Source organism: Kitasatospora sp. NPDC005856 (genome assembly GCF_040629945.1).
Taxonomy (GTDB): domain Bacteria; phylum Actinomycetota; class Actinomycetes; order Streptomycetales; family Streptomycetaceae; genus Kitasatospora.
In genome coordinates, this window is sequence record NZ_JBEXWT010000134.1 from 1 (window position 1) to 18,980 (window position 18,980).

At 73.2% G+C, this 18,980-nt stretch carries 18 protein-coding genes; 15 read left to right on the forward strand and 3 right to left on the reverse strand.

Translation table 11 applies throughout. The annotated features are described in order from the left end of the window. The first annotated feature begins 245 nt into the window (after positions 1–245). Positions 246–1,415: a winged helix DNA-binding domain-containing protein gene (locus ABZ449_RS39315; protein ID WP_360356170.1), complete on the forward strand. Its 1,170-nt coding sequence runs from the start codon at positions 246–248 to the stop codon at positions 1,413–1,415. A gap of 46 nt (positions 1,416–1,461) precedes the next feature. Here ABZ449_RS39315 and ABZ449_RS39320 read toward each other — a convergent pair whose 3' ends face one another. Next, on the reverse strand, positions 1,462–3,801 hold the full coding sequence (locus ABZ449_RS39320) for a transglycosylase domain-containing protein (protein WP_360356173.1): 2,340 nt from the start codon (positions 3,799–3,801) through the stop codon (positions 1,462–1,464). Positions 3,802–4,037: 236 nt separating this feature from the next. On the opposite strand from ABZ449_RS39320, the gene ABZ449_RS39325 reads away from it, so the two are divergent. From ABZ449_RS39325 to ABZ449_RS39385, 13 genes are all read left to right on the forward strand, one after another. After that, complete coding sequence (locus ABZ449_RS39325; RefSeq protein ID WP_360356207.1) at positions 4,038–4,895, forward strand: ABC-2 family transporter protein; 858 nt, start codon at positions 4,038–4,040, stop codon at positions 4,893–4,895. Continuing rightward, positions 4,888–5,757, forward strand: a complete 870-nt coding sequence (locus ABZ449_RS39330; RefSeq protein ID WP_360356176.1) for an ABC-2 family transporter protein — start codon at positions 4,888–4,890, stop codon at positions 5,755–5,757. Before ABZ449_RS39325 ends, ABZ449_RS39330 begins: the two co-directional genes overlap by 8 nt. Positions 5,758–5,787: 30 nt before the next feature. Further along, a complete protein-coding gene (locus tag ABZ449_RS39335; RefSeq protein WP_360356179.1) occupies positions 5,788–6,750 on the forward strand; it encodes an ATP-binding cassette domain-containing protein in 963 nt (320 codons plus the stop codon). 250 nt (positions 6,751–7,000) lie between these two features. Beyond that, positions 7,001–8,278, forward strand: coding sequence for a glycosyltransferase family 2 protein (locus tag ABZ449_RS39340; protein WP_360356182.1), 1,278 nt, complete (start codon positions 7,001–7,003; stop codon positions 8,276–8,278). A gap of 2 nt (positions 8,279–8,280) precedes the next feature. Continuing rightward, positions 8,281–9,576 (forward strand): nucleotide sugar dehydrogenase, encoded by a 1,296-nt coding sequence (locus ABZ449_RS39345; protein ID WP_360356209.1) that lies wholly within the window; start codon positions 8,281–8,283, stop codon positions 9,574–9,576. Between the two features lie 124 nt (positions 9,577–9,700). After that, entirely contained in the window at positions 9,701–10,996 is a 1,296-nt protein-coding gene (locus ABZ449_RS39350; RefSeq protein ID WP_360356184.1) for a DUF445 domain-containing protein, read from the forward strand. 133 nt (positions 10,997–11,129) lie between these two features. Next, a complete protein-coding gene (locus ABZ449_RS39355; RefSeq protein ID WP_360356211.1) occupies positions 11,130–12,191 on the forward strand; it encodes an adenosine deaminase in 1,062 nt (353 codons plus the stop codon). A gap of 166 nt (positions 12,192–12,357) precedes the next feature. After that, positions 12,358–12,930 (forward strand): toxin-antitoxin system HicB family antitoxin, encoded by a 573-nt coding sequence (locus ABZ449_RS39360; RefSeq protein WP_360356187.1) that lies wholly within the window; start codon positions 12,358–12,360, stop codon positions 12,928–12,930. A 128-nt stretch (positions 12,931–13,058) separates the two neighbouring features. Then, a complete protein-coding gene (locus ABZ449_RS39365; RefSeq protein WP_360356190.1) occupies positions 13,059–13,898 on the forward strand; it encodes a DUF4097 family beta strand repeat-containing protein in 840 nt (279 codons plus the stop codon). After that, positions 13,898–14,860 (forward strand): ATP-binding cassette domain-containing protein, encoded by a 963-nt coding sequence (locus ABZ449_RS39370; protein ID WP_360356192.1) that lies wholly within the window; start codon positions 13,898–13,900, stop codon positions 14,858–14,860. The genes ABZ449_RS39365 and ABZ449_RS39370 overlap by 1 nt, the downstream gene beginning before the upstream one ends. Beyond that, positions 14,857–15,636 (forward strand): ABC transporter permease, encoded by a 780-nt coding sequence (locus tag ABZ449_RS39375; protein WP_360356194.1) that lies wholly within the window; start codon positions 14,857–14,859, stop codon positions 15,634–15,636. Before ABZ449_RS39370 ends, ABZ449_RS39375 begins: the two co-directional genes overlap by 4 nt. A gap of 110 nt (positions 15,637–15,746) precedes the next feature. Then, positions 15,747–16,394: a hypothetical protein gene (locus ABZ449_RS39380; RefSeq protein ID WP_360356195.1), complete on the forward strand. Its 648-nt coding sequence runs from the start codon at positions 15,747–15,749 to the stop codon at positions 16,392–16,394. Then, on the forward strand, positions 16,391–16,999 hold the full coding sequence (locus ABZ449_RS39385; protein ID WP_360356198.1) for a hypothetical protein: 609 nt from the start codon (positions 16,391–16,393) through the stop codon (positions 16,997–16,999). The genes ABZ449_RS39380 and ABZ449_RS39385 overlap by 4 nt, the downstream gene beginning before the upstream one ends. A gap of 70 nt (positions 17,000–17,069) precedes the next feature. Here the strand turns inward: ABZ449_RS39385 and ABZ449_RS39390 are convergent, their stop codons facing one another. Then, positions 17,070–17,468, reverse strand: a complete 399-nt coding sequence (locus ABZ449_RS39390) for a hypothetical protein (RefSeq protein ID WP_360356200.1) — start codon at positions 17,466–17,468, stop codon at positions 17,070–17,072. A gap of 248 nt (positions 17,469–17,716) precedes the next feature. Next, on the reverse strand, positions 17,717–18,160 hold the full coding sequence (locus ABZ449_RS39395; RefSeq protein WP_360356202.1) for a nuclear transport factor 2 family protein: 444 nt from the start codon (positions 18,158–18,160) through the stop codon (positions 17,717–17,719). A 99-nt stretch (positions 18,161–18,259) separates the two neighbouring features. Between ABZ449_RS39395 and ABZ449_RS39400 the strand changes: the two genes are divergently transcribed. Next, a complete protein-coding gene (locus tag ABZ449_RS39400; RefSeq protein ID WP_360356204.1) occupies positions 18,260–18,871 on the forward strand; it encodes a helix-turn-helix domain-containing protein in 612 nt (203 codons plus the stop codon). Positions 18,872–18,980 lie beyond the last annotated feature (109 nt).

Here is an 18,980-nt window from a genome sequence, read left to right on the forward strand (position 1 = left end):
GGGGGCGGGGGCCCCCGCTGGGGCCCCCGGCGGGGCCCGCCGGGGGTTAAGGTGTGCGGCCCCGCCCCCCCCGCCCCCGGGGGCCCCCCCCCCCCGGGGGGGGGCCACCGCGCTTTCGTCGCGGGGGGCGGGGGCGGGGGCGGCGAACTCGGGTTCGGGTTCGGGTTCGGCTCAGGGCGGCGGACGCCGGGCGCGGGCGCGGCGGGTGCCGGGGGACTGTCGGTGGGGCGCGCTAGGGTCCCGGCATGAGTGTGCCGGTGATCGGGGATGCGGAGCGTCGGGCCAGGCTGGGGCGGCGGCAGTTGCTGGCGCCGTCGCTGCGGGCGGCGCGGGTGGAGGACGTGGCCGACGCGGTGGTCGGGCTGCACGCCTCGGACCCGGCCACGGTGTACCTGTCGGCCTGCGCGCGGCTGGCGGCGCCCTCGGCGGTGGAGGTGGACCGGGCGCTGTACGAGGACGTCTCGCTGGTGAAGCTGCTGTCGATGCGGCGGACGATCTTCGCGGTGACGGAGGGCTTCGCCCCGTACGTGAGCTCAGCGGCGGCGCGGGCGATCGCGGCGAAGGAGCGGGCGACGCTGCTGAAGCACCTGCGGGGCTTCGCCGAGGGCTGGGACGAGGCCCGGTTGGGGGAGACGGAGCGTGAGGTGCTGGCCGCGCTGGCCGCTCGCGGCGAGGCGACGACCAGGGAACTCTCCGAGGACGTACCGCAGTTGCGCGAGACGATGCTGATGTCGGCGGGCAAGGCGTACGAGGCGAAGCAGAGCGTGGGCAGTCGCCTGCTGCGGCTGCTGGCCTCGGACGGGCACGTGCGCCGCTCCCGTCCGCGCGGTTCGTGGCTGAGCAGCAGCTATCCGTGGGCGCTGGTGCCGCAGTGGCCGGAGGTGCCGGTGCGGGAGGCGAAGGCCGAGGTGGTGCGGCGCTGGCTGGCGGCGTACGGGCCGGCGACGGTCGAGGACGTGAAGTGGTGGACGGGCTGGACGCTGGGGGACGTCCGCGGGGCGCTGGCGGACGTCGGGGCGCTGGACGTGGCGCTGGCCGGGGGAGTGCCCGCGCTGGTGCTGCCGGGTGACGAGGTGTCGGTGGCGGAGCCGGAGCCGTGGGCGGCGCTGCTGCCCGGGCTGGACCCGGCGGTGATGGGCTGGCGCGGGCGGGACTGGTACCTGCGGCCGGAGGACGTGCCGGCGCTGTTCGACCGGGCGGGCAACGCCGGGCCGACGGTGTGGTGGTGCGGCGAGGTGGTGGGCGGCTGGGCGCAGCGCGCCGACGGCGGGGTGGTGTGGCGGTTGTTCCGGGACGTCGGGGCCGAGGCGCGGCGGGCCGTGGCGGCCGAGGTCGAGCGGTTGGCGGGCTGGCTGGGGGAGGTGCGGGTGACGCCGCGGTTCCGCACCCCGCTGGAGCGCGAACTGGTGGCGTAGAGCCGGGCGTGGGGGCCATGCCCGGCTGGGGCGTGTCGGACGCGCTTCAGGGCGTGGGTGGCGCCGCTGGGCGGCTCGCGGGGCCGCCGGTGGCGCTGGGCAGTGCGGTGGGGCGGGTCGGCTGGATCTGGCTGGGCCGGGGGGTGGGGCTGGGCTGGTCGGGGTCCGTCGTCGGCTTGGGCGCCGGCGGGCTGGGGGTGCTCGGGCCGGGTGCGGGTCGGCCGGTGGCGGTGGGGGCGCTGGGTGCGTGGCCGGTCGGGGTGCCGGGGGCGGGGTCGGTGCCGGCGGGTTCGCCGCCGGTGGCGGGTGCGGTGGTAGGGGCGGTGGCGCTGGGGCTGGTGCCGGCGGTGGCGGTGGGCCAGGGGGTGGCGGCGGGGGTGTCGTGCCCGGTCTGGAGGTCGAAGTCCTGGGTGGGGGTGCCGTCGAGGGCGGCGGTCATGTAGGTGGTCCAGATCCGGGTGGGGAAGGTGCCGCCGTTGATCCGGGTGAGTCCGGCGGTGCCGGCCAGTGGTTCCTTGGCGTGGGTCTTCGGGTTCTCCCGGAACAGGCCGACGGTGGTGGCGAGTTCGGGGGTGTAGCCGGCGAACCAGGCGGAGAGGTTGGAGTCGGTGGTGCCGGTCTTGCCGGCGGCGGGGCGGTTCAGGTCGAGGGCGGCGGCGCCGGTGCCGCGGGTGCTGACGACGTCGCGCAGCACGTCGGTGACGGAGTCGGCGATCTCCCGGTCGAGGGCCTCGGTGGGGTTGTGGTCGGGCATCTTGGGGACGTCGACGGCGCCGCCGGGGTTGACGCGTTCGAGTTTGAGGACGGACCAGGGGGTGTGGGCCTGGCCGTGGTCGGCGAGGGTGGCGTAGGCGCCGGCCAGGTCGAGGGCGCTGGGGGTGGCGGTGCCGAGGGTCATCGAGGTGTTGGCCGGGTCCATGCCGCGGACGCTGTCGGGGATGCCGAGTCTGATGGCGGTCTCCCGGACGCGGGCGAGCCCGGCGTCGACGCCCTCCTGCGCGTACACGGAGTTGACGGACTTCACCATGGCGTGGCGCAGGGTGATGTTGCCGTAGTCGATGTCGTCCTCGTTGGGCGGGGCGTAGGGGGTGGGCCCGCCGGTGACGGGGCGTTCGCTGGTGCCGTCGTAGCGGGATTCGGTGGTGATGGGGCGGCCGTCGGGGGTGTGCTGGGCGACCAGGCCGGCGGCGAGGTCGATCGGTTTGAAGGTGGAGCCGATCTGGTTGTCCTGGCGCAGCGCGTCGTTGTAGGGCTGCTTGGCGTAGTCGGGGCCGCCGTAGACGGCGACGACCCGGCCGGTGGCGGGTTCGACGGAGGCGCCGGCGACCCGGACGTCGGTGTCGGTGGTGGGGCGGGCCCGGGGGTCGAGTTCGTCGGTGAGCCGGTCCTGGACGGCCTTGACGAAGGCGTCCTGCCGGGGTTTGTCGAAGCTGGTGGTGATGCGCCAGCCGCCGGCCTTGAGGGTGGCGGCGTCGAGGGTGCCGGAGGAGACGAGGTAGTCGTCGGCGACGCCGACCAGGTAGCCGGCCTGGCCGGCGAGGCCGGTGGCGGGCTGGGGGTCGATCGGGTCGGGGAAGGTGGTGGCGGCGCGGTCGGCGGGGGTGAGGAAGCCGAGCTGGACCATGCCGTCGAGGGTGTAGTTCCAGCGGGCGACGGCCTTCTCGCGGTTGGCGGGGGTGGCGGTCTTGACGTCGTAGAGGCTGGGGGCCTGGAGCAGGGAGGCGAGGTAGGCGCCCTGGGCGGGGGTGAGTCCGGAGACGTCGACGCCGTAGTAGGCGTGGGCGGCGCTCTGGATGCCGTAGGCGCCGCGGCCGAAGTAGCTGCTGTTGAGGTAGCCGGCGAGGATCTCGCGTTTGTCGCGCTGCTGGTCGACCTTGAGGGCGATGAGCAGTTCGCGGCCCTTTCGCTCGATCGTGCGGTCCTGGGTGAGGTAGTAGTTCTTGACGTACTGCTGGGTGATGGTGGAGCCGCCCTGCATGCCCTTGCCGAGCAGGGTGTTCCAGCCGGCCCGGAGCATGCCCTTCAGGTCGATGCCGCGGTTCTGGTAGAAGGTGCGGTCCTCGGCGGAGACGACGGCCTGCTGGGTGGGCAGCGGAATCTGGTCGATGGTGACGTCGGTGCGGTTGACGGCGCCGGTGCGGGCGATCTCGGTGGTGCCGTCGGCGTAGAGGTAGATGTTGTTCTGGGCGACGGCGTGGGCGTTGGGGTCGGGCACCGGGACGATGACGTAGAGCACGGCGAAGCCGCCGACGGCGAGCAGGAACAGCGTGGTGAGGGTGCCGAGGGTGACCCGCCAGGTGGGCAGGAGCCGGCGCCAGAGCGGGAGGGCGCGGCGGGCCTCGCGGCGGGCGGCCCGTTTGGCCCGGCGTCGGGTGCTCAAGGTCATGCCGCGATTATCTGCTATTTGACGCCGGATCAAGCTGGATAAACCGGGTGCGGGTGGTGCCGGCCGGAGGTACGGTGAAAGGTGCAAACCACATAGCGCACCCACTTTCGCAGCTCCGCCCGTCCGGCCCGGCACCCCCGGGTACGGCCGGTCGGAGCCGCTGGGGCGTGCGCGCCGGTGCTCGCGGGCATCCGTCTGCCCGCATTTGTCGACAAGGAGACAATATCGTGAGTTCCGTGCACGCCGAGGCGCCCGCCGGGCGGCCTCCCGATCCCGCGCCCGACGGATCCGCCGTCGGGCTCTACGCCGCCGTCGCCCGCGGCGCCTTCCACCGCCACGCGACCTACCGGGCCGCCACCCTGGCCGGCGTCTTCACCAACACCGTCTTCGGCTGCATCCTCGCCTACACCTTCGTCGCGCTCTGGCAGGCCCGTCCCGGCCTCGGCGGCTACGACGTGAGCCAGGCCGTCACCTACATCTGGATCTGCCAGGCCCTGATGCCCACCACCGCGATCTTCGGCGGCGGCGTCGAGGACGACCTCCGGGCGCGGTTCCGCAGCGGCGACATCGCCGTCGACCTCTACCGGCCGGTGGACTTCCTGGGCTGGTGGCTGGCGAGCGACCTCGGCCGGGCCGGCTACCACCTGCTGGTCCGCGGCGGGGCGCCGCTGCTGATCGGCGGGCTGCTCTTCCACTTCCGGCTGCCCGAACGGCCGGTCACCTGGCTGGTCTTCCTGCTCTCCGTGCTGCTCGCCGAGGTGGTCAGCTTCGGGCTGCGGTTCCTGGTCGCCCTCACCGGCTTCTGGCTGCACGACTCCGAGGGGGTGAGCTCGGTGACGATGGTGGTGACGATGTTCCTCTCCGGGATGCTGCTGCCGCTCACGCTCTTCCCCGGCTGGCTCGGCGACCTCGCCCGGGTGCTGCCGTGGGCGACGCTGGCGCAGGTGCCCGCCGACCTGTTCCTGGAGCACACGACCGGCGCGGCCGTGCTCGGGCCGCTCGGCCTCCAACTCGCCTGGGCCGCGGTGACGCTGGCCGCCGGCCGCTGCGTGCAGGCGCTCGCGACCCGCAAGGTGGTGGTCCAGGGTGGCTGACCCCGGCCTCGGAGCCCCTGCCGTCCGCACCGTCACCGGTGCCCGCTGGGCCGCCCGTGCCCGCTGGGCCGCGCGCTCCTGGTGGCTGTGCGCCGCCATGTGGACCCGTTCGAGCATGTCCTACCGGGCCTCGTTCACGATGATGTTCGCGGCCAACCTGGTGATCACCTTCCTCGACTTCGCCGTGATCGTCCTGATGTTCCGGCACACCTCCACGCTCGGCGGCTGGACCCTGCCCGAACTCGGCTTCCTCTACGGCACCTCCGGCTTCGCCCTCGGCATGGCCAACCTGCTGGTCGGCAGCATCGACTCGCTCGGCGACCGGATCCGGAACGGGACGCTGGACGTGATGCTGATCCGGCCCGCCCCGGCCCTCGCCCAGCTCTGCGCCGAGCGCTTCTCCCTGCGCCGGCTCGGCCGTCCGGCCCAGTCGGCGGCGGTGCTGCTCTGGTCGCTCGCCGCCCTGGACGTCGACTGGACCTGGGACAAGGCGCTGCTGACGGTCGTCCTGCTGATCGCCGGCACGATCATCTACTGCGCGATCTGGATCGGCTTCGCCTGCCTGCAGTTCTGGTGGGGCGAGACCCGGGAGTTCCAGAACTCCTTCACCTTCGGCGGCGGCGTCATGCTGCAGTACCCGCCGACCGTCTTCGCCAAGGAGCTGGTGCTCGGCGTGGTCTTCGTCGTCCCGCTGGCCTTCGTCAACTGGCTGCCCGCGCTGCACGTCCTCGGCCGGCCCGACCCGCTCGGCCTGCCCACCGCCTTCCGGTTCGCCTCCCCGGCCGTCGCCGCGCTCTGCGTCCTCGCCGCCGGGCTCGCCTGGCGGGCCGGGCTGCGCGCCTACCGCGGCACCGGCAGCTGAACCCCTCCCGCGCCCCCGAAGGAGCTTTCCATGGCACTGATCGAACTCCAGGACGTCCGCCGCAGCTTCACCGTACGCACCCGCACGGGCCGGTTCAGCCGGGCGAAACGCGAGGTCCGCGCGGTGGACGGGCTCAGCTTCACCGTCGAGGCCGGCGAGTGCGTCGGCTACATCGGGCCCAACGGGGCCGGCAAGTCCACCACCATCAAGATGCTCACCGGCATCCTCGTCCCCAGCTCCGGCCGGCTGCGGGTGGCCGGGGTCGACCCGGCCCGCGAACGCGTCGCGCTGGCCCGCCGGATCGGCGTCGTCTTCGGCCAGCGCACCACCCTCTGGTGGGACCTGCCGCTGCGCGACTCCTTCGAACTCGCCCGCCGGATCTATCGCATCCCCGACGCCCGGTACCGCGAGAACCTCGGCCGCTGCCTCGAACTGCTCGACCTCGGCGCCCTGCTGGACACCCCGGTGCGCCAGCTCTCGCTCGGCCAGCGGATGCGCGGCGACCTCGCCGCGGCGCTGCTGCACGACCCCCGGGTGCTCTACCTGGACGAGCCGACCATCGGCCTGGACGTGGTCAGCAAGGGCCGGGTGCGGGAGTTCCTGCGCGAGGTCAACCGGGACCGGGGCACCACCGTGCTGCTCACCACCCACGACCTGACCGACATCGAGCAGCTCTGCGGCCGGGTGATGGTGATCGACCACGGCCGGGTGGTGTACGACGGCGGGCTGGAGGGCCTGCACGCCACCGGCCGCAGCGAGCGGACGCTGGTGGTGGACCTCGCGCAGGAACTCGCGCACCCGGTCGAGGTGCCCGGGGCCAGGGTCACCAGGATCGAGGGGCCGCGCCAGTGGCTGGCCTTCCCGGCCCAGGAGAGCGCCGCGCCGATCGTCGCGGCGGTCGCCGCACGCTACCCGCTGGTGGACCTGTCGGTGCGCGAACCGGCCATCGAGGACGTGATCGCCCGGATGTACGCGGAGGTCGCGATCGGCTGACGGGGCGGGCGTGGCGGCGGCCGGGATCCGTCCGGCCGCCGCCGGGCCTCCGCACGCCCGGGCCTCCGCACGCCCGGGCCTCCGCACGCCCGCGCATGCCGTCCGCACAGCCGCATGCCGTCCGCACACCCTCCGCGCGCCATCGGTGCGCCCGTTCGATGCCTGGACGCGCGTTCGGATGCCGTCGCCGGTGCGGGTGATCATCGTGACCCCGGGCCTCCGCCGCGAGTTGACCCGACATCACCAGCCGATGCCGGAACCGGAGGCCCGCCGCCCGATGGCCGTACCCGACGTGACCGTGGTGGTCGCGGTCTACAACACCATGCCGTACCTCACCGCCTGCCTGGACTCGCTGGTCGGGCAGTCCCTGGCGCCGGGGCGGCTGGAGGTGGTGGCCGTGGACGACGGCTCCACGGACGGCGGCGGGGAGCTGCTGGACGAGTACGCCGCCCGCCACCCCGGGCTGTTCACGGTGGTGCACCAGCCCAACTCGGGCGGCCCGGCGGCCCCGACCAACCGCGCCCTGGAGCTGGCCCGTGGCCGCTACGTGCTGTTCCTCGGCGCGGACGACTGGCTCGGCGAGGAGGCCTTGGAGCGGCTGGTCGCGGCCGCCGACGCCTGGGGCTCGGACGTGGTGGTGCCCAAGCAGGTCGGGGTGAACGGCCGGCTGGTCCCGCAGGGGATCTTCCACGCCGACGCCGAGTCCGTGGGCTTCGCCGATTCCGCGCTGGCCTGGGCGCTGGCCGACACCAAGCTCTTCCGGCTCGACCTCCTCCGGCGCCACGGGCTGCGCCGCGACGAGCGGTTGAAGGTCTTCTCGGACCAGCCGTTCACCCTGGAGGCCTGCCTGCGGGCGGCCAGGGTGTCCGTCCTCGCCTCCTACGACTGCTACTTCCTGGTGCTGCGCGAGGACCGGGGCAACGTCACCGAGCGGGCCGGGGTGCTGGACCGGCTGCGCGGGATCGCCGCGCTGCAGCAGGTGGCCGCCGAACTGGCCGGGTCGGGCGAGGAGTTGGACGCCATCCGGGCCCGCAGTTTCACCTGGGACGTGCCGCGTCTGCTGCAGGAGGGCTTCCTGCTGCTGGCCGAGGACGTGCAGGAGCGGGTGTGCGTCGAAGTCGCCTTGATGGTCGAGCGGTTCGGCGCCCGCGAGGTGTACCGCCGGCTGCCGGTCGCCGAACGGGTGCGGCTCGAACTCGCCTGTGCGGTACGGCCGGACGCGCTGCGCGACCAGATCCGCTACGAGGCGGCGCACGGCGATCCACCGGCGGTGGTGGACGGCGGGCGGCGGTACGCGGGCTTCCCGGCGTTCCGGGACGCCCGGCTCGGCCTGCCGGACGAGCTGTTCCTGCTGCCGCGGGACGCGGCCGGGGCGGCGGTCGAGGGTGCGGCCGAGGGGGCCGCGCCGCCGCTCGGGCTCGCGCGGCAGCTGTGGCGCGGGCTCGTCCCGGAGCAACTGCGGCGCCGGCTGCGGCGCCACCCGGCGTGGCGCCTGCTGGCCGACTCGGTGAACGGAGGACGGGGATGAGCCTGGACGTCTGCGTGGTCGGGCTGGGCAAGCTGGGCCTGCCGCTCGCGGTGCAGTTCGCGCTGAAGGGTCACCGGGTGACCGGCGCGGACATCGCGCCCGACGTGGTGGACAGCGTCAACCGGGGCGTGCCGCCGTTCCCCCGGGAGGCGGGCCTGGACCAGGCACTCAAGCGGGTCGTCACCGAGGGCCGGCTGCGGGCCACCACCGGCACCACGGCCGCGGTGGCCCGGTCCGAGGCCGTCGTGCTGGTCGTCCCGCTGGTCACCGCCGCCGACGGCAGCCCGGACTTCGCCCTGCTCGACGCGGCCACCGACGCCGTCGCGGCCGGGCTGCGCCGGGGCACCCTGGTCAGCTACGAGACCACCCTGCCGGTCGGCACCACCCGGCAGCGCTGGGCGCCCCGGCTGGCGTCCCGGTCGGGGCTCGCGGCCGGGAGGGACTTCGCGCTGGTGTTCAGCCCGGAACGGGTCCGCACCGGACGGGTCTTCGCCGACCTGCGGCGCTACCCCAAGCTGGTCGGCGGCCTGGACTGGTCCTCCGCCCGGCGCGGCGCCGAGTTCTACCGGGCGGTGCTGGACTTCGACCCGCGCCCGGACCTGCCGCGGCCCAACGGCGTCTGGGAGCTGGCCTCGGTGGAGGCGGCCGAGTTCAGCAAGCTCGCCGAGACGACGTACCGGGACGTCAACATCGCGCTGGCCAACCAGTTCGCCCGGTACGCGGACGAGGTCGGGGTGGACTTCGCGGAGATCGCCGAGGCCTGCAACTCGCAGCCGTACAGCCACCTGCACCGGCCGGGCATCGCGGTCGGCGGGCACTGCATCCCGGTGTACCCGCGGCTGTACCTGTGGAACGACCCGGGCGCGACGGTGGTCCGGGCGGCGCGCGAGGCCAACCTGGCGGTGCCGGGGTACGCGGTGGGCGTGCTGGCGGGGGCGGTGCCGGGCGGGATCGCCGGGCAGGGCGTGCTGGTGCTCGGCGCGTCCTACCGGGGCGGGGTCAAGGAGACGGCGTACTCCGGGGTGTTCCCGCTGGTCGAGGCGGTGCGGTCGGCGGGCGCCCGGCCGTACGTCAGCGACCCGCTGTACGAGGCCGAGGAGTTGGCGGCGCTCGGGCTGCCGCCGTACGGCGGGGAGCCGGTGGTGGCGGCGGTGCTGCAGGCGGACCACCCGGAGTACCGGGACCTGTCGCCGGTGGACCTGCCGGGCGTGCGGGTGCTGTTGGACGGGCGGCGGTGCACGGACCCGAAGCGCTGGGCGGGCGCGGAGGTGCGGCGGATGGTGCTGGGCGGGGCGTGAGGCCCGTGCTGTTCGGCGCGTGACCCCGGGCCGGGGCGCGCAACCGCCGGGCCGGGCCCCTGGCCGGGGCGCGTGATCGCGAGGCGCGCCCCCGTCCGCGCCGGGCACCGGGCAGACTGGCGGGGTGAGTGACGATGCCTTCAGCGGGACCGGCCCCGGGGTCCGGTTCACCGCGGCCGATGAGCAGAAGAGACTTGGCGTCCGCCGGATGAAGACCATCGCGACCGGCCTGCTGGCCTTCGCGACCCTGGTCTTCGCCCTGTCCACCTGGGCCGGGGCGGCCGGCGCCGGCGCCTGGGCGGGGTACGTGGCGGCCGCCGCCGAGGCGGGCATGGTCGGCGCGCTGGCCGACTGGTTCGCGGTGACCGCGCTGTTCCGCCGGCCGTTCGGCCTGCCGATCCCGCACACCGCGATCATCCCGACCAAGAAGGACGCCTTCGGCCGCTCGCTCGGCGACTTCGTCGGCGAGAACTTCCTCTCCGGCCACGTGGTCCGAGGCCGCCTGGCGGCGCTCGGCATCGGCCGCCGGCTGGGGGAGTGGCTGGCCGCGCCGGGCAGCGCCGAGCGGGTCACCAAGGAGGCTTCGGCGGCGCTGCGCGGCCTGCTCGCGGTGCTCCGCGACGACGACGTGCGGGCGGTGGTCGCCGAGGCGGTGACCAGGCGGGCCCAGGCCACCTCGGTGGCCGAGCCGATGGGCCGGATGCTCGGCAAGGTGGTCGCGGACGGCGGGCACCACGGGGTGGTGGACCTGGTCGCCGTCCGGGCGCACGGCTGGCTGACCACCAACCACGAGGACGTGGTCCGCAAGGTCACCCAGAAGACCCCGGGCTGGACGCCCCGGTTCATCGACCACCAGGTCGGCGAGCGGGTCTACAAGGAGCTGCTGCGCTTCGTCACCGACATCCGGGACGACCCGGACCACCCGGCCCGCGGTGCGATCGACAACTTCCTCGTCGACTTCGCGGCCGAGCTGCAGACCGACCCGGAGACCATCGCCCGGGTCGAGCGGGCCAAGGGTGAGCTGCTGGCCCGCCCCGAGGTGCAGGACCTGATCAACTCCACCTGGGCGGCCGTGCGCACCCTGGTGATGGGCGCGGCCGAGGACGAGGACAGCGAACTGCGCCGGCGCATCCGCGACGGCGTGCGGCGCTTCGGCGAGCGCCTGGCCACCGATCCCAAGCTCCAGGCCAAGGTGGACGGCTGGCTCCAGGACGCCGCCCAGTACCTGGTCGACACCTACCGCACGGAGATCACCTCGCTGATCTCCGAGACGGTGGCGGGCTGGGACGCCGACGACGCCTCCCGCAAGATCGAGGCCAACGTCGGCCGCGACCTCCAGTTCATCAGGATCAACGGCACCGTGGTCGGCGCCCTGGCCGGACTGCTGATCCACACCGTGGCGGTGGCGCTCGGCGGGTGACCCGGAGGGCCGGCCCCGGGGGCGATCCCCCGGCGGTCGGCCCGGGGCACGGCCTATCCTTGCCAGCAGCTGTCTTCGGTACGCGCGTAGAAGGAAGAAGGGAACCACCGTGGTCCAGCCGGACGGAAGTCGGATCGGCCCCGACGTCAGTCGGATCGAGCCCGCAGACCGGAGCATCGAGGCGTTCATCGCCGGGATGCCCAAGGCGGAGCTGCACGTCCACCACGTCGGCTCGGCCTCGCCGCGCGTCGTGGCGGAACTGGCCGCCCGGCACGCCGGGAACTCGAAGGTGCCGACCGACCCGGCGGCGCTCGCCGAGTACTTCACCTTCACCGACTTCGCGCACTTCATCGAGGTCTACCTGAGCGTCGTGGACCTGGTCCGGGACGCCGAGGACGTCCGCGCGCTCACCTACGGCGTGGCCGAGGACATGGCCCGGCAGAACATCCGGTACGCCGAGCTGACCATCACGCCGTACTCCTCGGTCAGCCGGGGCATCCCCGAGGTCGCCTTCATGGAGGCGATCGAGGACGCCCGGCTGCGCGCCGAGAAGGAGCTCGGCGTGGTGCTCCGCTGGTGCTTCGACATCCCGGGCGAGGCCGGGCTGGAGTCGGCCGAGGTGACGGCCAGGCTGGCCACCGAGCTGGCACCCGAGGGCCTGGTCAGCTTCGGCCTGGGCGGACCGGAGGTCGGCGTGCCGCGCCCGCAGTTCAAGCCGTACTTCGACCGGGCCCGGGCGGCGGGCCTGCGCAGCGTCCCGCACGCGGGCGAGACCACCGGGCCGGAGACGGTCTGGGACGCGATCCGGGTGCTCGGCGCCGAGCGCATCGGGCACGGCACCCAGGCGGTGAAGGACCCGGCCCTCGTCGACCACCTGGGCGAGCACCGCATCCCGCTGGAGGTCTGCCCGACCTCCAACATCGCCACCCGGGCGGTGGAGCGGATCGAGGACCACCCGATCAAGCGGATGGTCGACGCCGGGCTGCTGGTGACGGTCAACAGCGACGACCCGCCGATGTTCGGCACCGACCTCAACACCGAGTACGCGGTGGCGGCGCGGCTGCTGGGCCTGGACGAGGCCGGGGTGGCGGGGCTGGCCCGCAACGCCGTCGAGGCCTCCTTCCTGGACCGGGCGGGCAAGACCCGGCTGGCCGGGGAGATCGACGCCCACTTGGCGGCCTGGCGGCGGTCGTAGCCCCTCGCCGCTCGCGTTTCCCCTGGTGAACCGCCCCGTCGACCTCCGGTCGGCGGGGCGGTTCCGTTGTCGGCGGCGGCCGGTGCCGACTCCGTTCGGGTGATGGTGCCACTGTGGCGCCAGGAATGGCTCGACATGGCGCCATCGCTGTGCCATGCTTACGGCCATGGACCTCACGCCGTACGTGGAAAACCTCCGGAACGAGCTCGCGGTGGCCGCCGCCACCGGCGGGGACGAAGCCCGCGCGCTGGCCGAGCGGCTGACACTCCCGCTGGAGTCGGCCGTGCGGCTCACCCTGCTCAACGCGCTCTCGGCCGCCATGGGCGAAGTCACCCGTGACCTCGCCCCCGGCTCGGTGGACGTGCGCCTGCGTGGACTCGATCCCGAGTTCGTGGTGACGGCGCCGCCCGGCTCGGACGCCTTCCACGGCGACACGGTGCCGCAGGTGGCACCGGTGGCGCCACTCGCGTCACCGGTGGTGCCACCGCTGGCGCCTTCGGTGGTGCCGGAGTCGGACGAGTCGGGCACGGCCCGGATCAACTTCCGGGTGCCCGCCCACCTCAAGGCCCGGGCGGAGGAGGCCGCCGTCGAGGCCGGCCTCTCGCTCAACGCCTGGCTGGTCCGGGCCCTGGCCGGCGCGCTGGAGGGCGGCGAGCCCGTCCGCAGGCCGGTGGCCGATCCGGGCAGCCGGGTCGCGCGCAGCGTCGGCGGCCAGGGCTTCACCGGCTGGGTCCACTGAGCCTCCGCAGTACCCCGAGCAGCCGCACGACCTCTCGCACCACCTCCCGCACCACCTTCTGCACCTTCGACGTCACCCCCGCTGCGACCAGCGGGAACACCTACACGAGTCAAGAGGACGGGACAGTCATGCCTACGTACGAGATCGACGGACCGATTTCCGCCATCCTCGAGTTCGACATCGGCTCGGTCTGGATCAAGGCGAGCAAGCGCACCGACGCCGTGGTCGAGGTCCGGCCGGCCAACCCGGCCAAGGAGGCGGACGTCAAGGCCGCCGAGCAGACCCAGGTCGACTTCTCCGGCGGCCGGCTCGGGATCAAGGCTCCCAAGCAGCGCAGCGTGTTCAGCGGAAAGAAGGGCGCGATCGAGGTCCTGGTCGAGCTGCCGGCCGGCTCCGAGGTCCACAGCGAGTCCCCGATGGCCGAGTTCGTCACCGAGGGGCCGCTCGGCGCCTGCCGGCTGAAGACCTCGCTCGGCCGGATCCAGGTCGAGAGCGCCGAGAGCGCCCGGCTCGACAGCGGCTTCGGGGACGTCCGGCTCGGCGCGGCGGCCGGGGACGCCGAGGTGACGGGGGCCGGCCGGATCGAGATCGGCTCCGTCGGGGGCCGGCTGACGGTCAAGAACAGCAACGGCGACACCGAGATCGACGAGGTGCACGGCGAGCTGAGGGCCAACGCCTCCAACGGCCGGATCCACGTCGGCCTCGCCGAGGGGAACGTGGACGCCAAGTCGGCGCACGGCCACATCCGGGTCGGCCGGGTGGTCCGCGGCCAGGTCACCCTCCAGACCAGCGTGGGGGACGTCGAGGTCGGCATCGCGGAGGGCACCGCGGCCTGGCTCGACGTGCACAGCAAGGTCGGCGGCGTCCGCAACGACCTCGGCCCCACCCAGGGCCCGGGCGACGCCGTGGCGACGGTCGAGGTCCGCGGCCGCACCCAGGTCGGCAACGTCATCGTCCGGAGGGCGTGATGGCGACCCACTCGACGACCCAGGTGATCTCGACGCCCCCGGCGATCTCGGCGACGGCACTCACCAAGTCCTACGGGGACAAGGCGGTCCTGAAGGGCGTCGACCTGGAGATCCCGGCGGGTAGCGTGTTCGCCCTGCTCGGGCCCAACGGCGCCGGCAAGACCACCACCGTGCAGATCCTCTCCACCCTGATCCCCGCCGACGGCGGCTCGGCCCGGGTGGCCGGGCACGACGTGGAACGCGAGGCCGACGCGGTGCGCGGGGCGATCGGGGTGACGGGCCAGTTCTCGGCGGTGGACAACCTGCTCACCGCCGAGGAGAACCTGCTGCTGATGGCCGACCTCAACCACCTCCGCCGTCGGGAGGGGCGGAGGCGGGCGGAGGAGCTGCTGCGGCGCTTCGATCTCACCGAGGCCTCCCGCAAGGCCGTCACCACCTTCTCCGGCGGCATGCGGCGCAAGCTCGACCTCGCGATGACCTTGGTCGGCGACCCGCAGGTGATCTTCCTGGACGAGCCGACCACCGGGCTGGACCCGCGCAGCCGGCGCACCATGTGGGAGATCATCCGGAGCCTGGTCGCCGACCACGGGGTGACGATCTTCCTCACCACCCAGTACCTGGAGGAGGCCGATCAACTCGCCGACCGGATAGCCGTCCTGGACGGCGGCCGGATCGTCGCCGAGGGCACGGCCGAGGAGCTGAAGCGGGTCGCCCCCGGCGGGCGGATCCGGCTCCGGTTCGCGGACGCCGGCTCGCTGGCCACCGCTGCCGCACTGTTCGACTACGCCACGGCCGACATCGAGGCGCTGCGGCTGGAGATCCCGGGGGACAACTCCGTCCTCACCGTGAAGGCGGTGCTGGACGTGCTCGACAACGCGTCCGTGCAGGCGGAGTCACTGGTCGTGGAGACGGCGGACCTGGACGACGCGTTCCTCCAACTGACCGGGGAGGGCGTGCGATGAGCATGGCCACGAGTACGGCCGGCCACGCGCTCAGCGACTCGCTGACCATGCTGCGCCGCAACCTCAAGCACGCGCTGCGGTACCCGTCCCTGACCTTCGCGGTCGTGGTGATGCCGGTCATGATGCTGCTGCTCTTCAACTACGCCTACGGCAGCACGCTGGGCGCCGGCATCGGCGGCGGCCACTACATCGACTACGTGACGCCCGGCATCGTGCTGATGGCGGCCACCTCCGGGTCGCTGGTCACCGCGATCGGCATCTGCACCGACATGACCGAGGGGATCGTCAACCGCTTCCGCACGATGGCCATATCGCGCTCCGCCTTCTTGGCGGGGCACGTGGTCGGCAGCGTCATCCAGACCATGATCGGGTTGGTGCTGGTGATCGGCGCGGCCCTCGCGATGGGCTTCCGGCCGAACGCCGGGCCGGTGGAGTGGCTGGCCGCGATGGGCCTGCTGCTCTTCCTCACCATCGCCCTGACCTGGATATCCGCCGGCATCGGCCTGGTGGCCAAGACGGTCGAGAGCGCCAGCAACATGCCGATGCCGCTGCAGTTCCTGCCCTTCATCGGCAGCGCCATCGTGCCGACCGACTCCATGCCGACGGCGATGCGCTGGTTCGCCGAGTACCAGCCCTTCACGCCCATGATCGAGACCCTGCGCGGGCTGCTGATGGGCACCGGGATCGGCAGCAGCGCCTGGAGCGCCCTGGCCTGGTGCACCGCGCTGACACTGGTCGGCTACTTCTGGTCGCGGAGCGTCTTCTACCGGCGGTGACGGGGGTACGGCCGGTGGGCCGAGCGGCCCGGACGACGGAGCACCCGTCGGCCGGGCCGAGCGGCATCCCCGTGTAAAGTCCCGGCAAAGGACAACTCCGGGGGGAGCAAATGACGGTGGCGCGCCGCAAGCAGGTCGCCTGGTGGCTCAGGGGAGCGGCGCTGGCGTCCACCCTGGTCTACCTGCCGGGCTACTTCTCCTCCCGCCAGGGCGGGTTGGTCGAGGTCGAGCGCTGGCTGAACCACCCCGTGCTGCTGCTCGGGGCGGCGATCACGCTGGTCGTGGCCTCGGTGGTGGTCCAGTTCGAGTTCCGCAGCCGGTGGGCACAGATCGGCTGTGCGGCCGTCCTGTCACCGCTCCTCGTCGTCGGGGCGGGGGTCGGAGCCCTGGCGTACGTCTTCGGCGGCGACGGCCGGCTGGTCGACCGCAAACCGGACCCGAACCGCGCCGATCACGTGCTGAACGTCACCGACATCGCCTTCTCGATCGATCCGGTCTACCGGGTGGAGCTGCTGACCGGCAGCGGCTGGTCGGCCCGCCACTGGGGCCTCGGAACCTGGAACGAGGGTGCCGGCTTCGTCAGGGCCGAATGGTCGGGCCCTGGTCGGATCACGGTGACCTTGGAGAAGGAGATCGAGGTCTTCACCGTGGCCGAGGACGGCACGTTGGGCGGCCCTTCGGTGACGCCCCGGTCGCCGCGCCCGTTGGGAGGGTCCGTGCCGAAGATCGGTCAAGAACCGTCGGGGGGCGAGGAATGACAGCGGAACGTCGCAAAAGGATCGCGTGGGGGCTCAGAGGGGTGGCGCTCGCGGCGCTGCTGGCGTACCTGGCGGGCTGGAACTCGGCCCGTTCGGGCGGACTGGTGGTGGTCGAGCACTGGCTCAACCACCCGGTGCTGCTGGTCGGGTCGGCGGTCGTGCTGGTCACGGCCTCACTGATCATCGCGATGGAATTCCGCACCTGGCTGTCGCAGATCGGCTGTGCCATCGGGCTGGTTGCGCTGATCTTCGGCGGGCTGCCGATCGCGTTCCTGGCGATCGTCCTGAGCCGTGACGGCTGGACCGAGCGGACGGCCGCCCCGGGCCACCCGGACCGGGTGCTCATCGTCACCGACGTCGCCTTCTCGATCGACCCGATCTACCGGGTGGAGCTGGTCTCCGGCACCGGATGGTCCGCGCGCCACTGGAGCCTGGGCACCTGGGACTCCGAGCGGACCGACTTCGTCCGCGTCGACTGGTCCGGGCCGAACCGGATCACGATCACCAGGGAGGCGAAGCTCACGGTCTTCGAGGTCCTCCCGGACGGCAGCCTGAGTTCCGCCCGGGAAGAGCCCCGCCCCCAAGGCCCGATGATGCCCCGTTGAGGCTCCGTTGAGGCCGGCCCTCCTCGCGTTGCCGGAGGAGGGCCACGGCCGTTCGCCTTGGCGGAAGGTGTCACCAGCGGTCGATGCCCATGGTCCTGGCCGCACTGTGGACGGCGTTGTAGTGCGGGATCGACATGTCGGACTTCTTCTGGCCCGCCGGCAGGTTCCGGTCGGCGGCGCGGAACTCGTCACGGGCCTCGGCGAGCAGGCTGGTGCCGTGGGAGACCGGAACGTCCTTGGTGCCGTGCGCCGGGTGGGACTTGGCTGCCGTCTTGCTGCCCGCGTCGATCAGGGTGGTGCGGGCCTGGTTGTAGTCGGCGACCTTGATCGTCTTCGGGTTGCGGAGCTCGGCCTGCAACCCGGCCGTCGACGGCGCCTGTTCGGCGGCCACGGCGGCGGGAGCGGCGGCGGCGGTGAGCGCACCCGTCACGATGACGGTCGCGAAGGCATTGCGAAGGGACCTGTGCATGAGGGTGTCCTTCCGACAAGGAAAGCGTCACGGATTCGCTCCCTCATGAGCACCGAAATGGTCAGGGTGCGAACGCCTCCGCCCTACCCCGGGCCCCGGTGGCGGAAAACCGCCTTCCGCTCAGGAAGTTCGCCGACGATGAGATCAGGCCTTTGCCTGATTTTGCTTCCATAGGATCGATGCGGTGGATCGGTGCGGCGGGCCGGGTGCGCGCGGGTCGGGCTCACCTGGGTCCCCCGCCGCCGCGGTCACCCCTGCTGGTCCAGGGCGGCGAGCAACTGGTCGGCGCGACCGTCCGCCACGGCGAAGGCGAGGTGGTCGTGGTAGTCGCGGGTCTCGACGATCAGGCCGTCCCTGGCACGCAGCACCTGGATGTTGGCGGTGCGGAAGGTGCGGCCGGTGGCGGGGTAGAGGCCGACGTAGTCGAACTCGGCGATCACCACCTCGGGGTCGTCGGTCCCGTGGACGCGGATGTTCTCCGCGCGTAGGCGGATCCCGTCGGAGGCAGCGAGGGCGGCGAAGCGCTGCCGGAGTTCCTCCCGGCCCTGGACGCGGCGCGGGGGGACTGGCGCGAAGACGATCTCCACCACGGCGTCCTCGGCGTAGAGGGCGGGGACTTCGGTCCACTTGCCCGCCGAGATGAGGTCCAACAACTGCGCGTGGACCTCGCGGGGCGTGGCTGGTGCGGACATGGCTGACCTCCGGGATCGCGCCGCCTACAATCGGATAGGCGACTCCGGTTCCGACGATACGGATACGCCACTCCGTTTGTCCAGGCATGGCGAGGTCGCATGACGTCCGATCAGATCCCATCCGTCGAAGGCGCGAAGCCCCTGCGCGCAGACGCCCGGCGGAACCGCGCACGGCTGCTGGAGGTCGCCGAGGCGGTCTTCGCCGAGCGGGGCACCGGCGCGTCCACCGAGGAGATCGCCCGGGAGGCGAAGGTCGGCATCGCCACCGTGTTCCGGCACTTCCCGACGAAGGAAGCGTTGCTGGAGGCGGTGCTCGTCCGGCGGCTGGAGCGGCTGGGGGAGGAGGGGCGGCGCCTGGCGGTCGAGGCCGGGCCGGCGGACGCCCTCTTCGCGTTCTTCGACCTGGTGCTGGACCAGTCCCCGGTCAAGAACGCCTTCGCCGCGGCGCTGGCGGATGCCGGAGTCGACGTCAGGGCGGCGACGTCGGAGGCCGGTCGCGCCCTGCGCGAGGTGCTCACCGCACTCCTCGAAGACGCTCAGAGAGCCGGCGTGGTGCGGCCGGACCTGGAGCTGCCGGAGCTGACGGCGATCCTGGTCGGCACCTGCCGCATGCTGGAGCACCTGGACGGCCACCCGGAATCCGCGAAGCGCGCCCGCGCGGTCGTCCGCGACGGCCTGAAGGCGGGGGCCGGGGCCGGGGTCGGGGTGTGAGCGGAGTGGGAAGTCGGGCTCGCCGACTTCCCACTCCGGGGTGAGGGGAGCGTCGGTTGGTGGGAGGGGAACGCGGAAGGGTCCGGCATCCTGGTGGATGCCGGACCCT

Bases quoted from the DNA above. Each gene is read 5' to 3' on its own strand.
- ABZ449_RS39340 (WP_360356182.1), top strand. From the start codon at position 7,001: ATGCCGGAACCGGAGGCCCGCCGCCCGATGGCCGTACCCGACGTGACC.
- ABZ449_RS39360 (WP_360356187.1), top strand. From the start codon at position 12,358: ATGGACCTCACGCCGTACGTGGAAAACCTCCGGAACGAGCTCGCGGTG.
- ABZ449_RS39365 (WP_360356190.1), top strand. From the start codon at position 13,059: ATGCCTACGTACGAGATCGACGGACCGATTTCCGCCATCCTCGAGTTC.
- ABZ449_RS39320 (WP_360356173.1), bottom strand. From the start codon at position 3,801: ATGACCTTGAGCACCCGACGCCGGGCCAAACGGGCCGCCCGCCGCGAG.
- ABZ449_RS39395 (WP_360356202.1), bottom strand. From the start codon at position 18,160: ATGTCCGCACCAGCCACGCCCCGCGAGGTCCACGCGCAGTTGTTGGAC.
- ABZ449_RS39375 (WP_360356194.1), top strand. From the start codon at position 14,857: ATGAGCATGGCCACGAGTACGGCCGGCCACGCGCTCAGCGACTCGCTG.
- ABZ449_RS39315 (WP_360356170.1), top strand. From the start codon at position 246: ATGAGTGTGCCGGTGATCGGGGATGCGGAGCGTCGGGCCAGGCTGGGG.
- ABZ449_RS39335 (WP_360356179.1), top strand. From the start codon at position 5,788: ATGGCACTGATCGAACTCCAGGACGTCCGCCGCAGCTTCACCGTACGC.
- ABZ449_RS39400 (WP_360356204.1), top strand. From the start codon at position 18,260: ATGACGTCCGATCAGATCCCATCCGTCGAAGGCGCGAAGCCCCTGCGC.
- ABZ449_RS39390 (WP_360356200.1), bottom strand. From the start codon at position 17,468: ATGCACAGGTCCCTTCGCAATGCCTTCGCGACCGTCATCGTGACGGGT.
- ABZ449_RS39380 (WP_360356195.1), top strand. From the start codon at position 15,747: ATGACGGTGGCGCGCCGCAAGCAGGTCGCCTGGTGGCTCAGGGGAGCG.
- ABZ449_RS39385 (WP_360356198.1), top strand. From the start codon at position 16,391: ATGACAGCGGAACGTCGCAAAAGGATCGCGTGGGGGCTCAGAGGGGTG.
- ABZ449_RS39370 (WP_360356192.1), top strand. From the start codon at position 13,898: ATGGCGACCCACTCGACGACCCAGGTGATCTCGACGCCCCCGGCGATC.